This window comes from Ramlibacter sp. (assembly GCF_013697775.1).
Classification (GTDB): Bacteria; Pseudomonadota; Gammaproteobacteria; order Burkholderiales; family Burkholderiaceae_C; genus Ramlibacter.
In genome coordinates, this window is record NZ_JACCWG010000379.1 from 1 (window position 1) to 16,635 (window position 16,635).

The window sequence follows — 16,635 nt, forward strand, 5'->3', positions numbered from 1 at the left end:
GTGGCGGCCTCGGCGGCGGCGCGGCCGAAGGCACAGGCGGCGTCGAAGGCACAGGCTTCGTCGCAGCCGCGTCCGGCCAAGCCGCGGCCATCGCCGCAGCCCGCACAGCCGACACCGCAACCGGCGGAATAGCCACCCTACGGCACGATCAGGTCGCCCAGCGCCAGGCCTTCGCGCCGCGGGTCGGCGCCGCCCTCCAGCACCTTGCCGTACGGCGCCCGGTCCTTGCGCAGCACCACGCTGGCACCGCTGGATTGCGCGGCGAACGACACCGTGTGGCCCATGCCGCGCAGCCCGGCCAGCAGCGGGTCGTTCAGGCCGCTGTTGCTCACGTCGATGGCCGGATGCTCGCCGCCCACGCCCGTGGTCGGGCTGTTGCCGGCGCCGAAATTCACCATGCCGGCGGCCTGCTGCGCATCGAACCCCCAGTCGAGCGCGCTGACCAGCGTCTTCACCACGAACTGGATGATGGTCGAGCCGCCGGGCGAGCCGGTCACCATGCGCAGGTCGCCGCGGCCGCCGTCGGCCGCGCGGTGGAACGCCAGCGTGGGCGCCATCGAACTGCGCGGGCGCTTGCCGCCCTGGATGCGGTTGGCGATGGGGCCGGCCGCGTCCGAGGGCTCGAACGAGAAGTCGGTCAGCTGGTTGTTCAGCACGAAGCCGCGCGTGAAGTGGAACGAGCCCAGGCTGGACTCCACCGTGGTCGTCATCGACACCGCATTGCCGTACCTGTCGACGATGGACAGGTGGCTGGTGCCGTTGCCTTCGCCAGCGCTGCTGCCCATCGGCGGCGCGGCGAACTCGCCGGCCGGCGCGGTGCCCATGCTCTGCGTGGTGGAGATCAGCTGCGCGCGCCGGCGCAGGTAGTTCTTGTCCAGGAACGAGGGCACGCCCGCGCCCGGCAGCGGGACGAAGTCGGTGTCGGCCACGTACTTGTTGCGGTCGGCGTAGGCGAGGCGCTCGGCTTCGCTGATCAGGTGCACGGCCATGACCGTGGGCCGGCCGCCGTCGCCGTTGGCCTGCGGCGGCGCCAGCGACGCCAGGTCGAAGTTCTCCAGGATGCCCAGCGTCTGCGCCACCGCGATGCCGCCCGACGACGGCGGTCCCATGCCGCAAATCCAGTTGGCGCGGTAGGTGATGCACACCGGCGGGCGGCGCAGCGCGCGGTAGCCGGCCAGGTCGCCCAGCTCCATCAGCCCAGGCGTGATGGCCACCGTGGTGGTGACGCCGCCGCTGGTGGCCTTGACCTTGTCGACGATCGCCTGCGCGATGGAGCCGGTATAGAACGCGTTGGCGCCGCCCTGCGCGATGGCCTGCAGGGTGCCGGCGTAGGCGGGGTTCTTGATCGTGGCGCCGAGCGCCTTGGGCGAGTAGTCGGGATTCAGGAAATACGCGGTGGCGTCGGGGTCGCGCAGCAGGTCGTCGCGCGCGCCGGCAATCGCAGCGGACATCCGCCCGCTGATGGCGAAGCCGTTGGTCGCCAGGCGGATGCCGAAGTCGAACAGGCTGGCCCAGGGCTTGGCGCCGTAATCCTGGTGCGCGAGCTCCAGCGCGCGCAGCGCGCCCGGCACGCCGATCGACCGGCCGCTGGCGCGCGTGCTGGCGAACGAACTGCCCAGCGACGGCAGCGGATTGGCGTGGTCGCTGGCGCTGATGTAGCGCAGGTAGTCCTCGGTGGCCGCAGCCGGCGCGGCGTCGCGGCCGTCGTACGACTGCACCGTGCCGCTGCGCGCGTCATAGTGCATCAGGAAGGCGCTGCCGCCGATGCCCGACGACTGCGGCTCCACCAGCCCCAGCACCATCTGCGCGGCAACCGCCGCGTCCACCGCGCTGCCGCCGTCGCGCAGCGTTTCGCAGGCGGCCTGGGTGGCCAGCGGATTGGCCGTCACGGCCATGTAGCTGCGCGCCGTGACCGCCTTCTTGCCCAGGCGGAAGCCGGACTGCGGCTCGGGAATGGCGGGGTCGCCCGGCAGGCCCGAGCCCACCACGACTGAGCCGTCGGCCGTCGGCTGCAGGCATTGGCGCAAGCCCTCGTCGCTGCTGCTGCCGCAGCCCCACAGCAGCAAGGACGACAGCAACGCCGCCGCCTGCGCGCGGCCCAACCACGGCCGTCCTGGATGTCTTGACATGTGTGCTCCCTGTGTCCGGTTGCCCGCCCGGCGCTGTTGGTGTGAAGGGCTCACCAAGTGTGGTCCGGCCGCGCGCGCGGCGAACGCGCGAAAACCCGGGAGTTAAGCTCAGCCGTTCGTAACTGTGTGCTGCGGTGAGGTGTGCTGCAGCGCGGTGTACTGCAGTAACCAGCGGCCGACCGCTTCCGGCATCGCGCGCACGTGCGCCGGCCAGCGTCCCGCCGGGAAGCCCACGTGTCCGCCCTGCGCCGGCTGCCACAGCGTGACGTGCGGGCCAACCTCGCCGGGGCGCGGCAGGCTGGCGGCGGGAATGAACGGATCGTTGCGCGCATTCAGCACCAGCGCCGGGATGCGGATGCGGTGCAGGTGCGGCTTGGCGGACGCGCGGGCGTAGTAGTCATGCGCGTCGCGAAAGCCGTGCAGCGGCGCGGTGAACACGTCGTCGAAGGCGAACAGGTCGCGCGCGGCCAGCAGCGTGGCGCGGTCGAACAGGCCCGGGTGCTGCGCCAGCTTGGCCAGCGCCTTGGGCTTCATGCTGCGCAGGAACATGGTGGTGTAGACCAGCCGGTTGAAGCCGCGGCCGATCGCCACCGCGCCGGCCGCCAGGTCCAGCGGCGAACACACCGAGGCGATCGCATCGGCCGTGCGCGCCGCGCCGTCGCCGGCCTCTGCGGCCCAGCGCATCAGCGCGTTGCCGCCCAGCGACACGCCCACCGCGAGCAGCGGGCCGGCATGGCGCGCGCGCAGGCGCCGCAGGATCCAGCCGATTTCTTCATGGTCGCCCGAGTGGTAGGCGCGCGGCGCATGGTTGAGCTCGCCGCCGCAGCCGCGGAAATGCGGCACCGCATAGTCCATGCCGTTGGCCGCGGCGAAGTCGGCGAAGGCTTCGGCATAGTGGCTGCGCGACGAGCCTTCGAGGCCGTGGAAGAGGACGAGCAGGACCTGCTGGGGGCCTCTCCGTTCGCCCTGAGCTTGTCTTCCCCGTTCGCCCTGAGCTTGTCGAAGGGCTTCGACAGGCTCAGCCCGAACGGGGGATAGCTCAGCCCGAACGGAGGCTCGCTCGGGGCGAACGGTGTCGAGCCAGTCCACATGCACGAAGTCGCCGTCGGGCGTGTCCCAGCGCTCGCGCCGGAACCGCGGCGACGGACCGAAGGTGCGGCGCGCCTGCAGCGCGGCCCAGATGGTCTGCAGGTTGCCGCCGGGCAGCCAGCGTGGCGCGGCGTAGTCGAAGTCCACTCAGTGCAGGACGGACGGCGTGTCCGAGATTTCCTGCATCTCGCTGGGCGTGCCGGGGCTCGCGTGGTGCGCGACCATGCGCCAGCCCTGCGCGGTCTTGTGATAGACGTTGGTGGCGATCACCCAGGCGTCGCCGCGGCCGCCTTCGGCCAGCACCTCCACCCGCTCGAGCAGGCTGTGCACGGCGCTGGCCACCGACACGGTCTTGCGCACGCGCTGCGGCCAGGCACGGATGCTGCCGTTGGCGAACATGGCCTCGAAGGTCGCGCGGATGGCGCGCGGGCCGACCACGCGCGCACCGCCGGGATGGATGCAGACGATGTCGTCCTCGTCGGCCCAGCAGGCCATCAGCTTGTCGATGTCGGCGTGCTGCAAGGCGTGGTAGAAGGCCGCCTCGACCTCGTCGGCATTGCCTTCGAGGTTGGCCGCCTGGAGCTTGGATTTGCGCATTGGGGGAAAGCGAAAGCGTGCGGCGATTGTGCCCGGTCGCTTGAACGCTCAGGCGCCCAGCCACTGGCGCACCGCCGCGCGTACCTCGCCCTGCGCGGCCCGCCACACGGTCTCCGGCGAGGCCACGTGGATGCCCGGTGGCGCCAGTTCCAGCGCCAGCGCCAGCAGCTGCGCCACGGTGGCGGCGCGCACCGGCTGCTCGCTGGACGGCACCATGTACTGGAACACCGACAGCATCAGGCGCGCCAGGCGGTGCGCCAGCGTCCTGGGCGCCGCGGCGGCCGGCTTGCGCGCCGAGCGGATGATGACCACCCGCTGGAAGCCCAGCGCCGCCACCGCCTGCTCGTCCAGGTCGGCCAGCCCGCGCTTGAGCGCGTCGGGCAGCCGCCCCTGGTCGTGCGGCAGAACCAGCGCCAGCGTGTGCACGCCGCTCGCGTGCAGCCAGCGCGCCAGGCCGGGCAGCTGCGCCGGCTCGGGCGTCCACAGCGCGCGCTCGCGGTCGTAGAACAGGCGGGGCGGGTCGAACAGCACGATGCCGACGTCGGCGGCTCCGGGCGGCCACTGCGACGGCGGCGCGGGTGGCACGACCACGGTGGCGACGCCGCGCAGGCCTGCAATGATGGGCTCGCGCGCCAGCACCTGCGTGTCCGCAAAGGCGGAGGAGCCGGCCAGGCGGCGCAGCACTTCATTGCCGAGCACGCCGGTGGCGCCGGCGATCAGCAGCCGCGGCTTGCGCTGCGCCGGGCCTGGCGGCCGCGCTGCGTGCAGCACTTGAAGCGGGTCATGGCGCATCCCATCTATGCTACCTTCTGCCCCACTTCAAAAAAGAGAAGAAGGAAGGACGCTCCCCATGAACCGCTGGTTTCTCATCATTGCCTCCGTGCTCGCACTGTCCGGCTGCGGCTACAACAACTTCCAGCGGCTGGACGAGCAAACCAAGTCCGCCTGGAGCGAGGTACTCAACCAGTACCAGCGCCGCGCCGACCTGGTGCCCAACCTGGTCGCCACCGTCAAGGGCGAAGCCAACTTCGAGCAGGAGACGCTCACCCGCGTGATCGAGGCGCGTGCCAAGGCCACCTCGGTGCAGGTCACGCCCGAGACGCTGAACAACCCGGCCGCCTTCCAGAAATTCCAGCAGGCGCAGGGCGAACTCTCCAGCGCGCTGTCGCGCCTGCTGGTGGTGAGCGAACGCTATCCCGACCTGAAGGCCAACCAGGGTTTTCGCGACCTGCGCGTGCAGCTCGAAGGCACGGAGAACCGCATCACGGTGGCGCGCAACCGCTACATCCAGACGGTGCAGGAGTACAACGTGCTGGCGCGCAGCTTCCCGACCAACCTGACGGCGATGGTGTTCCACTACGAACCCAAGGCCAGCTTCACCGTGCAGAACGAGGCGCAGATCTCCCTGCCGCCGACGGTGGACTTCGGCAAGCCGGCCGCGCCGGCAGCGCCTGTTGTTCCCGCCGCGCCGTCCACGCCCGCTTCCGGCACCCCCACGCGCTGACGACGGCGTGAAGCGGCTCCTCGCGCTCGTCCTGGTCCTGTTCGCGCTGTCACCGGCGTTCGCGCCGGCCGGCGCGCAGGGCGTGCTGCCGGTGCCCGAGCTCACCGCGCGGGTGATCGACCAGACCGGCACGCTGGACGCGATCCAGCAAAAGGGCCTGGAAGACAAGCTCGCTGCCTTCGAGCAGAAGAAGGGCACGCAGATCGCGATGCTGCTGGTGCCCACCACGCAGCCCGAAGACATTTCCAGCTACGCCAACCGCGTCGCCAACGCCTGGAAGATCGGGCGCAAGGAGGTCGGCGACGGCGTGCTGGTGATCGTGGCCAAGAACGACCGCAAGGTGCGCATCGAGGTCGCCAAGACGCTGGAAGGCGCGGTGCCCGACCTGGCGGCCAAGCAGATCGTCGACGACGCCATCACGCCGCGCTTCAAGCAGAACGATTTCGCCGGTGGCCTGCAGGCCGCGGCCGACCAGCTGATCGCGCGCATCGGCGGCGAGACGCTGCCCGAGCCGCCGCAGCAGCGTGAACGGCAGGGGCGCGAAGCGGCGGGCGGCGGCGGCTTCGACCTGTTCAGCCTGGCCATCTTCGCCTTCATCGGCGTGCCGATCGTGGGCGGCCTGCTGCGCCGCATGTTCGGCCGCGGCGTCGGCTCGCTGCTCACCGGCGGCGGCGTCGGCGGGCTGGCGATGCTGGCCACCTCCAGCATCGCCATTGCGGCGGCGGCCGGCATCGGCGGCCTGCTGTTGGCGCTGTTCTCCGGCATGGGCATGGGCGGCCGGCGCGGCGGCTTCGGCGGCGGGCCGTGGATCGGCGGCGGCGGCTTCGGCGGTGGCGGTGGTGGCTTCGGCGGCGGGGGCGGCGGTGGAGGCTTCAGCTCCGGTGGCGGTGGCGATTTTGGGGGCGGCGGCGCCTCGGGAAGCTGGTGATGCCGAACCTCATGCGCATGTTCCGGCACCGCTGGCTGGACGAGAAAGACACCCGCAAGGCGATCCCGCCGGACATGCTGGAGCGCCTGACGCGCCGCGTGGCCGCCAGCGAGAAACGGCACAGTGGCGAGGTCCGGCTGTGCGTGGAAGCCGGCCTGCCCATGAGCTACCTGTGGCGCGAAGCCACGGCGCGCGAGCGCGCGGTGGCGATGTTCGGCAAGCTGGGCGTCTGGGACACCGAGCACAACAACGGCGTGCTGGTCTACCTGCTGCTGGCCGAACGCGCCATCGAGATCGTGGCCGACCGCGGCCTGAAGCGCCAGGTGAGCGACGCGCAATGGCGCGAGATCGTGGCGCGCATGTCTAGCAACCTGCATGCGGGCCGTTTCGAGGACGGTCTCACGCAGGCGCTGGAAGAAGTCTCCGCGCTGCTGGTGCGGCACTTCCCGCTGGCCGCGGGCGAGGCCGACGTCAACGAGCTGCCGGACGAACCTGTGCTGGGCTGACGCCCACGGCGCTGGCAGCAGCCGCGTCAATGGCAATACCGGCTGCGTCCTGCGCCGGCAGGTCTTCCGCCGACGCTTCCTGCCGCGCCGGAATCGCTTCCGTCCACACCGCCACGTCTTCCGGCGTCATGGTGCTGGCCGGCGTCAGGCGGCCGTCCACGTAGCCCAGCCGCTCGACGTCGTGCAGGTACTGCTCGCGCGACAGCAGCGTGCCGGCGCAGATGTGGCGGTCTTCCGGTGCGCCCTCCTTCAGCTCGGCCGACAGGCGGCCCATCAGCGTTTCCATCAGCCAGCGCGGCACGCGGTGGCGCTCGCCGGGATAGATGAAGCCGAACAAGGTCAGGTGCGCCAGCAGCACGCGCCAATTGGGGCCGAAGCGCTCCAGCAGGCCCTTCCAGTCGATGTTCTCGGCGTTGGCCTGGATCAGGTGCGCGATGTCGGCGCCGTCGTAGCGCTCGCGCTCCATGATGAAGGCCTTGGACAGCAGGCCGTCCTCCATGTTGGCCAGCATCACCGGCACGCCCAGGATGTCGGCTTGCGCGTTGTCGCGGAACCACTTGTCGTCCACCGGCGTGACGCCGTTGCCCGAGTTGTAGATGAGGTCGATGAAGTCCTCGCCGCAATAGATCTTGCCCAGCCAGTGCGGGTACGGGATCTCGGTGGTCCAGCCCTCGGCCCGGGCCAGCGCGGTGACGCGCTCGTAGTCCTCGCGCTTGATGAACAGGTCCAGGTCCTTGGTGGAGCGGCGGATGCCGGTGAAGCAGGCATGGGCAAAGGCGCCACCCACCAGGAAGGGCACCTGCGCGTCCACCAGCAGCTGCAGCGCGCGCCGGTAGAAGGCCGCGGTGGCGGGATGGACTTCGTCCTCGAGGGACGGTGCCAGCTGTGTGGGGGTGCTCATGCGAGGCAGGTTAAGCAGCGCATGCCGGATGCGCCCTCAGCCGGAGCGCCATCGCGAAGCGGATGGGCAGCCTGAAGAAACGTCGGCGGCGGCCTACAGCCGGCGCGGCCGATGGACGAGCGCCATGGCGCGGGGTGCGCGTCATGATGGGCTCATCCTCTGCACTGAAACTGAACCATGGGCAAATCCGCCACCAGCGTGCGCTTCGCGGCCGTCGGCGACATCCACGTGAACAAGGACATGGCCGGCACGCTGCGCGCCTTTTTCGCGCAGGCCTCGGAAGCGGCCGACGTGCTGCTGCTGTGCGGCGACCTTACCGACTACGGCACCGCCGAGGAAGCGCAGGTGCTGGCCGATGAACTGTCGGTGGTGAAGGTGCCGATCGTCGCCGTGCTGGGCAACCACGATTTCGAATCCGGCACGCCGGAGATCGTGACTGAGGCCCTCACCCGCATCGGCGCGCGCGTGCTCGACGGCGAGGCATGCGAGATCGAGGGCGTGGGCATCGCGGGCGCCAAGGGCTTTGCCGGCGGCTTCGGTCGCGGCTCGCTGGGCGCCTGGGGCGAGTCGGCCATCAAGCTGTTCGTGCAGGAAGCGATGAAGGAGGCAATGAAGCTGGAGGCCGCACTGGCCAAGCTGCGCACGCCGCGGCGCATCGCCTTGCTGCACTATTCGCCGATCGCGGCAACCATCGAAGGCGAGCCGCGCGAGATCTTCCCGTTCCTGGGCAGCAGCCGGCTGGAAGACCCGCTGCTGCGCTACCCGGTGGACGCGGTGTTCCACGGCCACGCGCACCGCGGCACGCTGGAAGGCCGCACCATCAACGGCGTGCCCGTGTACAACGTGGCCAAGCCGCTGCTGCAGCGCAGCCGCCCGGAGCAGCCGCCGTTCCGCCTGTTCGAGCTGCCGCGCGAGACAACGCAGGCGCCGGCGGAGGCACCGGCCGCGCAGGTATAGTTTCGCCGCCTGCGAGCGAAAGGAATCCTGTGTCGATATTTGAGCGTGTGCTGGTCCAGTTGCCCGAAGACGGCGATCCGAATGCGACGGACTACCGGATCGCGTCCGTCACCGAAGGAAAAGAGGTCGCGCTGCGCCGCGACCTGTCGTGCCAGCCGCAGGGCCTGCGCAGCGCCGCGGTCAAGGCCGGCATCAAGTACGCCGACGTCTACGACACCTGCGTGGTGGTGATGGACAAGCCCGGCGCCGCCGCCGGCATCTTCACCAAGAACCGCAGCGCCGCGCCCGCGGTGCTGATCGACCGCGAGCACATCGCCGATGGCCGCGCCCAGGCCCTGGTGGTGCTGAGCAAGAACGCCAATGCCTTCACGCCGACCGACCGCGAGAACGCGCTGAAGGTGTGCGGCCTGGTGGCCGGCCACATCGGCGCGCCCGTGAGCGACGTGATGATCTCCTGCACCGGCGTGATCGGCGTGAAGCTGCCGATGGAGGTGGTGGAGGCCGGCGTGCGCAAGGCGCTGGACACGCTGCAGCCGGGCCTGGTGCCCGAGGTGGCACAGGCCATCCTCACCACCGACAAAGGCCCCAAGGTGTGCTCGATGCAGTTCGGCGGTGTGAACGTGGCGGCCATGGCCAAAGGCGCCGGCATGATCGAGCCGAACATGGCGACCATGCTGGTGTACTTCTTCACCGACCTCGCCGTGGAACAGGCCGAACTGCAGCAAATGCTGGTGCGCACGGCCGACAAGACCTTCAACAGCATCAGCGTGGACAGCGATACCAGCACCAGCGACTCGCTGATCGCGTTTTCTACCGGCACCGTGCCCGCCACGCCGGAGCGGCTGCGCGACTTCGAGGCCGCGCTGGGCGCGATGATGCTCAAGCTGGCGGTCGACGTGGTCTACGGCGCCGAGGGCGCCACCAAGCTGATCGAGGCGCGCGTGAGCGGCGCCGTGTCCACGAAGAACGCGCGCGAGGTGGCGCGCATGATCATCAACTCGCCGCTGGTGAAGACCGCGGTGTTCGGCTGCGACCCCAACTGGGGCCGCATCGCCATGGCCATCGGCAAGCCGGGCCAGGAGCAGACCGGCACCATCGACGTGCGCCGCGTGACGATCCGCATGGGCAGCGCCACGCTGTTCGCCAAGGGCGAAGCGGTGCCGCTGCAGCTGAAGGAACTGTCGGCCGACATGCGCGCACGCAAGAAGATCGACATCGAGGTCGATCTCGGCGAAGGCGACGGCAGCTGGACCGCCTGGGGCTGCGACCTGAGTTACGACTACGTGAAAGAGAACGCCGACTACACGAGCTGAGGCGCGCGCGGCCAGCCGGCCTTCGCTGCTTTGCGCAGGAAGGCCTGCACCACCATCCGGTGGAACGGCGCGATAAGCGTCAAGTAGCTGCGTCCCAGCAGGTTGTGGCAGTGCACGACAGTCGACAGCACCAGGTGCGCTTCGGCGGCCGGCTCGTCCGAGGCGGCACGGTAGAAGACCGACGCCCTGAAGTCCAGGTGCTTGTCGTCCTCGCCCATGATCACTTCGCGCGCGCTGGTTTCGTACACGCGGAAGATGCCGATCCGCCCGCGTTGCTGTTCGGGCGACCGCAGGCTGCGGCCGGTCTTGAGCCCGAACCCCGCGACCACGGTATCGCGCACCTCCATCAGGGCCGACACCCAGCGCGGCTGGTGCGAGAACACGAATCTGGCGAGCAGTTCCGGGTCGCTGGACGTCCCGCGCGGCAGGACGATCGCGTACGCATCCGCCAGGTCGGTGCGGTCATAGACCTGGCGGAGGCGAGACTCCGCGGGCAGCGGCACGGACTTGGGTTGGGAGGGCATGGCGCTCATTGTGCAGCGCGCCCGGGATGCAAGGGTGTCCACTTCGTTTCGCTGGCCGCCGAAGCAACCACGGCCTCGATGAAGCGCACGCCGCGCAGACCGTCGGCAATGCCCGGGTGCACATGGTGCGCAGCGTTCGCAGGCGCCACACCCTGCAGCGCACGGATCGCCGCAGCGACACCGAGGTACACGTTGGCGAACGCCTCTAGGAATCCCTCCGGATGCCCGGGCGGAATCCGCGACGCCGCGCGCGCCGCTTCGCTCAGCCAGGGCGACGCCCGCGTCAAAATTCGCGCCGGCCCGTCGTCCGGAAAATGAAGCAGCCGGTTCGGCTCCTCCTGGTTCCACTCGATGGTGCCGCGCGTGCCCGACACGCGCAGCCGCAGCGCGTTCTCCAGCCCCGTCATGATCTGCGATGCCGTCAGCACGCCACGCGCGCCGCCGGCGAAACGCAGCAGAACGGCGGCGTCGTCGTCCAGTTGCCGGCCGGGCACCAGCGCGCCCAGGTCCGCGCACACCGCCTCGATCTCCAGCCCCGTGACCGTGCTCACCAGGTTCTCGGCATGCGAGCCGATGTCGCCGATGGCGCCACCGGCGCCGCCTTGCTTGGGGTCCATGCGCCACGCGGCCTGCTTGTTGCCCGCGGCTTCCTCGGCGCCGGCCAGCCAGCCCTGGTGGTACTCGACCACGACCTTGCGCAGCGTGCCCAGTTCGCCGGCGCGCACCATGTCGCGCGCCTGGCGCACCATCGGATAGCCGGTGTAGTTGTAGGTGACGGCGAACACCGTGCGCTGCCGCGCGACGGTTTCGGCCAGCGCGCGCGCCTGCTCGCCGGTGTGCACCAGCGGCTTGTCGCACACCACGTGGAAGCCGGCCTCGGCGAACGCCAGCGCCACCGGGTAATGCAGGTGGTTGGGCGTGACGATGCAGACGAAGTCGATGCGCTCGTGCGCCGGCCGCCGCAGTTCGTCGGCCAGCAGCGCCTGCCAGTCGCCGTGGTTGCGGCCGTCGGGCAATCCGAGTTCGCGGCCCGAGGCATGCGCCTTGTCGGGCGTGGACGACAAGGCGCCGGCGACCAGTTCGAACTGCCCGTCCAGCGCCATCGCGTGGCGGTGCACGGCGCCGATGAAGGCGCCCTGCCCGCCGCCCACCATGGCGTAGCGCAGCCTGCGCGCGGCGGCTTGCGCGGTGGATGTTCCGGTCACGGGTTCTCCCGCGCGAACACGGCGTCGAAGGCGCCGGCGGCCGGCTTGAAGTCCAGCCGCTTGCAGAAAGCCGCGCTCTCGGTCGCGCCGTGCACGCGGTCCATGCGGCTGTCTTCCCACTCCACCGACAGCGGGCCGGCGTAGCCGATGTCGTTGAGCGCGACGATGATGGATTCGAAATCCACCAGCCCGCGGCCGACGCTGCGGAAGTCCCAATGCCGCCGCGCGTCCCCGAAGCTGGTGTGGCCGCCGAACACGCCGACGGTGCCGTCGCCGCGGCCCCACCACACGTCCTTCATGTGCACGTTGTAAATGCGCTCGCTGAACATGCGCAGGAACTTCACGTAGTCCACGCCCTGGTAGGCCAGGTGGCTGGGGTCGAAATTGAAGCCGAAGCGCCTGTGGCCGCCCGCCGCGCGCAACGCGCGCGTGCTGGTGGCGATGTCGAACGCGATCTCGGTCGGGTGCACTTCCAGCGCGAAGTTCACGTCGGCCTGCTCGAAGGCCTGCAGGATCGGCATGAAGCGCTGCGCGAAGTCGGCGAAGCCGGCGTCCCAGTACGCCTGCGAGGTCGGCGGGAACGCATACGTCGCATGCCAGATCGACGAGCCGGTGAAGCCGGTGACGGTCTTCACGCCGAACGCCGCCGCCGCGCGCGCCGTGTCGGCCAGCTCGCGCGCGGCGCGCTGCCGCACGCCCTCGGGGTCGCCGTCGCCCCACACGTGCGCGGGCAGGATGGACTTGTGCCGCTCGTCGATGCGGTCGCACACCGCCTGGCCCACCAGGTGGTTGCCGATGGCCAGGCAGGTCAGGCCGTGCTCGCGCAGCAGCGCCCACCGGCCCTGCACATAGCCAGGCGAGGCAAGCGCCTCCTGCACGTTGAAGTGGTCGCCCCAGCAGGCCAGCTCCAGGCCGTCGTAGCCCATGCCCTTAGCCAGCGACGCCAGCTCGGCGAGAGGAAGATCGGCCCATTGGCCGGTAAAAAGAGTGACGGGTCTTGCCATCGTGATACTCCGCTAGCGGCAACAACGTCGCGCGAAACAACGTGCAGCGCGACTTCCCTTGCGGGGAGGATCCGGCTCCGCCGGGCCTCCCCGCACATATCAGGCCACTTTGAAAAGTCGCACAGCGACTTTTCAAAGTGATTAAAACGGCGAGTCGGGGAAGTAGAAGTTCTTTGCGTTCGCCTTGGTGATCAGCACCGAGGGAATGATGGTGGTGGCCGGCAGCTTGTCGCCCTTGAGCCGCGCCTCGGCGGTGAGCTTCACCGCGTCGTAGATGAACTTCGGCGAGTACGACACGTTGGCGCGGATCAGCGGGTTGCTGCCGTCCATCAGCGTCTTCACCATGCCCTTGGCGCCGGCGCCGCCGAACACGATCTTGATGTCCTTGCGCTTGGCCTGCTCGATGGCTTTCAGCACGCCGATGGCCATGTCGTCGTCGGCCGCCCAGATGGCGTCGATCTGCTTGAAGCGCGTGAGGAAGTCCTGCGTGACCTTGAAGGCGTCGTCGCGGTTCCAGTTGGCGTGCTTGGCGTCCAGCAGCTTGATGTCCGGGTAGTTCTTCAGCACCGCGTTGAAGGCGTCCATGCGCTCGTTGTCCAGCGTGGTCGGGATGCCGCGCAGCGCCACCACGTTGCCCTTGCCGCCCAGTTCCTTGGCGATGAACTCGGCCGGGATCTTGCCGAACGCGGTGTTGTCGCCGGCCACGTACGCGTCCTGCGCGCTGGTGTCGGTCAGGCCGCGGTCGACCACCGTCACGTAGATGCCCTTGCCCTTCACCTGCGCCACCGGCTTGGTCAGCGCCGCCGACTCGAACGGGAAGATCACCAGCGCGTTGATCTTGTTGACTGTCACCAGGTCCTGCAGCTGGTTGGCCTGCTCCGACGCGTTGGCCGCCGTCTTCACGATCACCTGCAGTCCGGGATTCGCCTTCTCCAGGTCCTTCTTGGCCTGGTTGGCCCAGTAGACGATGCCGCCCGTGAAGCCGTGCGTGGCCGCGGGGATGGCGACGCCCAGCGTCACCTTGTTCTGCGCGAGAGCCGGCAGCGCGCCGACGGCAAGGGCGATGGCGGTGGCCGAAAGGGCCAGCCGGCGGGTGAACAGTTTCATTGTTGTCTCCTGTTGAAAGTCAGTGGTGTGGGAAAGCACTCTTTACCGGCGGCCCCGCTGCAGGAAGGCCACCACGATGATCACGAAGCCCTGCACCGCCGCGTTCAGGTACACGCTGATGATGCTGGTGAGGTTGAGGATGTTGCTGATGACGGACAGCAGCACCGCGCCAACCACGGTGCCGGTGATGCTGCCCGCGCCGCCCTTGAGCGCGGTGCCGCCGACGATGACGGCGGCAATCGCCTCCAGCTCCCACAGCAGGCCGGTGGTGGGCGAGGCCGAGCCCAGGCGCGGCACGTACAGCAGGGTGGCAATGCCCACGCACAGGCCGAGCAGCATGTAGGTGAGGATCTTCACGCGGTCCACGTCCACCGCGGCGTAGCGCGCCACCTGCTCGTTGGAGCCGATGGCCTGCACGTAGCGGCCGAAGGCCGTGCGGTTGAGGACGAAGCCGCCCGCCAGCGCCACCACCGCGAACACCCACACCGGAATCGGCAGCCCCAGCACGCTGGCGTAATACACCGGGCTGTAGACGTCGGCCAGCGCGTTGTCCAGCGTGATGGCGCCGCCGTTGGCGAAGTAGGTGAGGTAGGCGCGGAAGATGCCCAGGGTGCCCAGCGTCACGATGAAGGGCTCGATGCGGCCCTTGGTGATGAGCAGGCCGTGCGCCAGCCCGAACGCGCAGCCCAGCACCAGCGCCAGCAGTATGCCCAGCGCCACCACCAGCACCGGCGACGCGATGCTGGCCGCCAGGCTGTTCATCAGCAGGATCACGCAGCCGGCGATCAGCGCCGCCATCGAGCCCACCGACAGGTCGATGCCGCCGGAGATGATGACGAAGCACATGCCCACCGCGATGATGCCGATGAAGGCGGTGCGCGTGAGCACGTTCAGCGCATTGTCCAAGGTGGCGAATTCGCCGTTGAGCGCGGTGCCCGCGATGCACAGCAGCACCAGGCCGATGACCGGCCCGGCACCATGCAGGCGGCTCCAGAAGCCGGCGCCCGCGGCGCGGCGGGCCGTTGCGCCTTCAGCGTGTTCCGGTGGCATGGCCGATCAGCTCCTGTTCGTTCAATTGGTCCTGCTCCAGGGTCGCCGCGATGCGCCCCGCGCGCATGACGGCGACGCGGTGGCACAGGCCGATCAGCTCCGGCAGCTCGGAGGAGATCACCACCACCGCGCGGCCTTCGCCCGACAGCTTGCGGATGAGGAAATAGATGTCGCGCTTGGCGCCCACGTCCACGCCGCGCGTCGGCTCGTCGAGCACCACCACCTTGGGCTGCGGCTGCAGCACTTTCGCCAGCGCCAGCTTCTGCTGGTTGCCGCCGGACAGCTGCGAGGCGCGCGCGTCGAGCGAGCCGGTGCGGATGCCGAACTCCGCCACCGCGGTGCGCAGCGCCTGCTGCTCCGCGGCGGGCGACAGCCACGGCTTCGCGTAGCGCTTGAGGTCCATCAGCGTGAGGTTGGCCGCCAGCGGAAACTGCACATGCAGGCCCTTGCCCTTGCGGTCTTCGCTCAGATACGTGAGGCCTTCGGCCGCGGCGGCGCGCGGGCTGTCCGGCTGCGCGGCATGGCCGGCGATTTCCACCACGTCGGCGTCACACGGGCGCAGGCCCAGCAAGCCTTCGAACAGCTCCGTGCGCCCGGCACCCACGAGGCCCGCGAAGCCCAGGATTTCACCGGCGCGTACCTCGAAGCTCACGTCGTGCGCCCAGCCCGGCACGTTCAGGTTGCGCACGCGCAGCAGCACTGGCGCATCGGCCGGCGCGGGCTGCTTGTCCGGAAACAGGTCGGCGAGTTCGCGGCCGACCATCAAGTTGGCCATTTCGCGCCGGCCGATGTCCGCCGTCGCGCGGCGCGCGACGAAGCGGCCGTCGCGCATCACCACGATCTCGTCGGTGATGCGCTCCACCTCGTCGAGCTTGTGCGAGATGTAGACGATGGTCGTGCCGCCCGCTTTCAGCCGCGCGATCAGCGCGAAGAGGCGCTCGGTTTCGCCGGGCGTGAGCGTGGCGGTGGGCTCGTCCATCACCAGCAGCTTCGCGCGCCGCGCCAGCGCCTTGGCGATTTCCACCAGCTGCTTTTCGGCCACGATCAGCTCGCGCACGCGCTTGTCGGGCGCGACGTCGAGGCCAACCTGCGCCAGCACCTCGCGCGTCTGCTGCGCCATCGCGCGTTCGTCCAGCAGCAGCCCGCGCCTGATCTCGTGGCCGAGGAACACGTTCTGCGCCACGGTGAGGTCTTCCGCCAGGTTGAACTCCTGGTGGATCAGCACGATGCCCTGCGCCTGCGCTTCGCGCGAACTGGCGAAGCGCAGCGGCTGGCCGTCGATGCGCACCGTGCCGCCGGTGGGTTGCTCGTAGCCGGCCAGGATCTTCATCAGGGTGGACTTGCCCGCGCCGTTCTCGCCCAGCAAACCGACCACGCGCCCCGGCGCCAGCGCGAAGCTCACGCCGTGCAGCACCTGCACCGGCCCGAAGGACTTGGTGACATCCTCGAACGCGACCGAAAGGCTCATGCGCGCGCTCCCGGCAGGCGCAGGGCCTCCTGCATCGCCAGCACGCCGGTGCCGGTGAGCCCCGCGCTGCTGCCCAGCGGCGAATACTGGATCTCCAGGTGCCGCGTGGACAGCGCCAGCGAGCGCTGGTAGACGCTTTGCCGCACCGAGGCCAGGAACAGCGGCCCGATCTGCGTGACGCCGCCGCCGATGAACACGTGCGACGGGTTGAAGAAGTTCACCACCGAGGCCAGCATCTGGCCGATCAGGCTGCCGGCGTGCTGGATGATGGCGTTGGCCGCCGCGTCGCCGCTGCGGCTGGCCTGGCCGACGTCGGTGGCGCTCAGGCGCCCGCCGTTGCCGCGCAGCATCTC

At 69.8% G+C, this 16,635-nt stretch carries 17 protein-coding genes; 5 read left to right on the forward strand and 12 right to left on the reverse strand.

The features are described from left to right. Positions 1 to 137: 137 nt before the first annotated feature. From H0U68_RS19300 to H0U68_RS19315, 4 genes are all read right to left on the reverse strand, one after another. The gene (locus tag H0U68_RS19300) at positions 138 to 2,129 is read right to left on the reverse strand and encodes a gamma-glutamyltransferase family protein (RefSeq protein WP_296358528.1); all 1,992 of its coding nucleotides are present in this window, start codon (positions 2,127 to 2,129) and stop codon (positions 138 to 140) included. A 108-nt stretch (positions 2,130 to 2,237) separates the two neighbouring features. Further along, entirely contained in the window at positions 2,238 to 3,365 is a 1,128-nt protein-coding gene (locus tag H0U68_RS19305) for an alpha/beta fold hydrolase (RefSeq protein ID WP_296358529.1), read from the reverse strand. Further along, entirely contained in the window at positions 3,366 to 3,815 is a 450-nt protein-coding gene (locus tag H0U68_RS19310; protein WP_296358530.1) for a nuclear transport factor 2 family protein, read from the reverse strand. It abuts the gene before it with no gap. Between the two features lie 48 nt (positions 3,816 to 3,863). Next, positions 3,864 to 4,607 carry a hypothetical protein gene (locus H0U68_RS19315; protein ID WP_296358531.1) on the reverse strand — a complete coding sequence of 248 codons (744 nt, stop codon included), beginning with the start codon at positions 4,605 to 4,607 and terminating at the stop codon, positions 3,864 to 3,866. A 58-nt stretch (positions 4,608 to 4,665) separates the two neighbouring features. Here H0U68_RS19315 and H0U68_RS19320 point away from each other — a divergent pair, with 58 nt between their 5' ends. The 3 genes from H0U68_RS19320 to H0U68_RS19330 are packed head-to-tail and all read left to right on the forward strand — an operon-like array spanning position 4,666 to position 6,753. Continuing rightward, positions 4,666 to 5,319 carry a LemA family protein gene (locus H0U68_RS19320; protein WP_296358532.1) on the forward strand — a complete coding sequence of 218 codons (654 nt, stop codon included), beginning with the start codon at positions 4,666 to 4,668 and terminating at the stop codon, positions 5,317 to 5,319. Between the two features lie 7 nt (positions 5,320 to 5,326). Continuing rightward, positions 5,327 to 6,247 (forward strand): YgcG family protein, encoded by a 921-nt coding sequence (locus H0U68_RS19325; protein ID WP_296358533.1) that lies wholly within the window; start codon positions 5,327 to 5,329, stop codon positions 6,245 to 6,247. After that, positions 6,247 to 6,753, forward strand: a complete 507-nt coding sequence (locus H0U68_RS19330) for a TPM domain-containing protein (protein ID WP_296358534.1) — start codon at positions 6,247 to 6,249, stop codon at positions 6,751 to 6,753. The genes H0U68_RS19325 and H0U68_RS19330 overlap by 1 nt, the downstream gene beginning before the upstream one ends. On the opposite strand, the gene H0U68_RS19335 is transcribed toward H0U68_RS19330, so the two are convergent. Further along, positions 6,719 to 7,654 carry a nucleotidyltransferase gene (locus tag H0U68_RS19335; RefSeq protein WP_296358535.1) on the reverse strand — a complete coding sequence of 312 codons (936 nt, stop codon included), beginning with the start codon at positions 7,652 to 7,654 and terminating at the stop codon, positions 6,719 to 6,721. The two genes, H0U68_RS19330 and H0U68_RS19335, sit on opposite strands and share 35 nt — an antisense overlap. Positions 7,655 to 7,831: 177 nt before the next feature. Between H0U68_RS19335 and H0U68_RS19340 the strand changes: the two genes are divergently transcribed. Together H0U68_RS19340 and argJ are read left to right on the forward strand one after the other, a co-directional pair. Then, positions 7,832 to 8,611 carry a metallophosphoesterase gene (locus tag H0U68_RS19340; protein ID WP_296358536.1) on the forward strand — a complete coding sequence of 260 codons (780 nt, stop codon included), beginning with the start codon at positions 7,832 to 7,834 and terminating at the stop codon, positions 8,609 to 8,611. A 47-nt stretch (positions 8,612 to 8,658) separates the two neighbouring features. Beyond that, positions 8,659 to 9,924 (forward strand): bifunctional glutamate N-acetyltransferase/amino-acid acetyltransferase ArgJ, encoded by a 1,266-nt coding sequence (gene argJ / locus H0U68_RS19345; protein ID WP_296358537.1) that lies wholly within the window; start codon positions 8,659 to 8,661, stop codon positions 9,922 to 9,924. Here the strand turns inward: argJ and H0U68_RS19350 are convergent. The 7 genes from H0U68_RS19350 to H0U68_RS19380 all read right to left on the reverse strand — a co-directional run. Continuing rightward, positions 9,912 to 10,448 (reverse strand): DUF2867 domain-containing protein, encoded by a 537-nt coding sequence (locus H0U68_RS19350; protein ID WP_296358538.1) that lies wholly within the window; start codon positions 10,446 to 10,448, stop codon positions 9,912 to 9,914. The genes argJ and H0U68_RS19350 overlap by 13 nt on opposite strands. Positions 10,449 to 10,453: 5 nt before the next feature. Further along, the gene (locus H0U68_RS19355; RefSeq protein ID WP_296358544.1) at positions 10,454 to 11,602 is read right to left on the reverse strand and encodes a Gfo/Idh/MocA family oxidoreductase; all 1,149 of its coding nucleotides are present in this window, start codon (positions 11,600 to 11,602) and stop codon (positions 10,454 to 10,456) included. 47 nt (positions 11,603 to 11,649) lie between these two features. Beyond that, entirely contained in the window at positions 11,650 to 12,657 is a 1,008-nt protein-coding gene (locus H0U68_RS19360; protein WP_296358539.1) for a sugar phosphate isomerase/epimerase, read from the reverse strand. 141 nt (positions 12,658 to 12,798) lie between these two features. Continuing rightward, positions 12,799 to 13,764: a substrate-binding domain-containing protein gene (locus tag H0U68_RS19365; protein ID WP_296358540.1), complete on the reverse strand. Its 966-nt coding sequence runs from the start codon at positions 13,762 to 13,764 to the stop codon at positions 12,799 to 12,801. Between the two features lie 42 nt (positions 13,765 to 13,806). Continuing rightward, complete coding sequence (locus H0U68_RS19370) at positions 13,807 to 14,814, reverse strand: ABC transporter permease (RefSeq protein WP_296358541.1); 1,008 nt, start codon at positions 14,812 to 14,814, stop codon at positions 13,807 to 13,809. Beyond that, positions 14,795 to 16,282, reverse strand: coding sequence for a sugar ABC transporter ATP-binding protein (locus tag H0U68_RS19375; protein WP_296358542.1), 1,488 nt, complete (start codon positions 16,280 to 16,282; stop codon positions 14,795 to 14,797). The genes H0U68_RS19370 and H0U68_RS19375 overlap by 20 nt, the downstream gene beginning before the upstream one ends. After that, on the reverse strand, positions 16,279 to 16,635 hold a 357-nt coding region (locus H0U68_RS19380), incomplete at its 5' end, for an ROK family protein (RefSeq protein WP_296358543.1). The genes H0U68_RS19375 and H0U68_RS19380, both read right to left, overlap by 4 nt.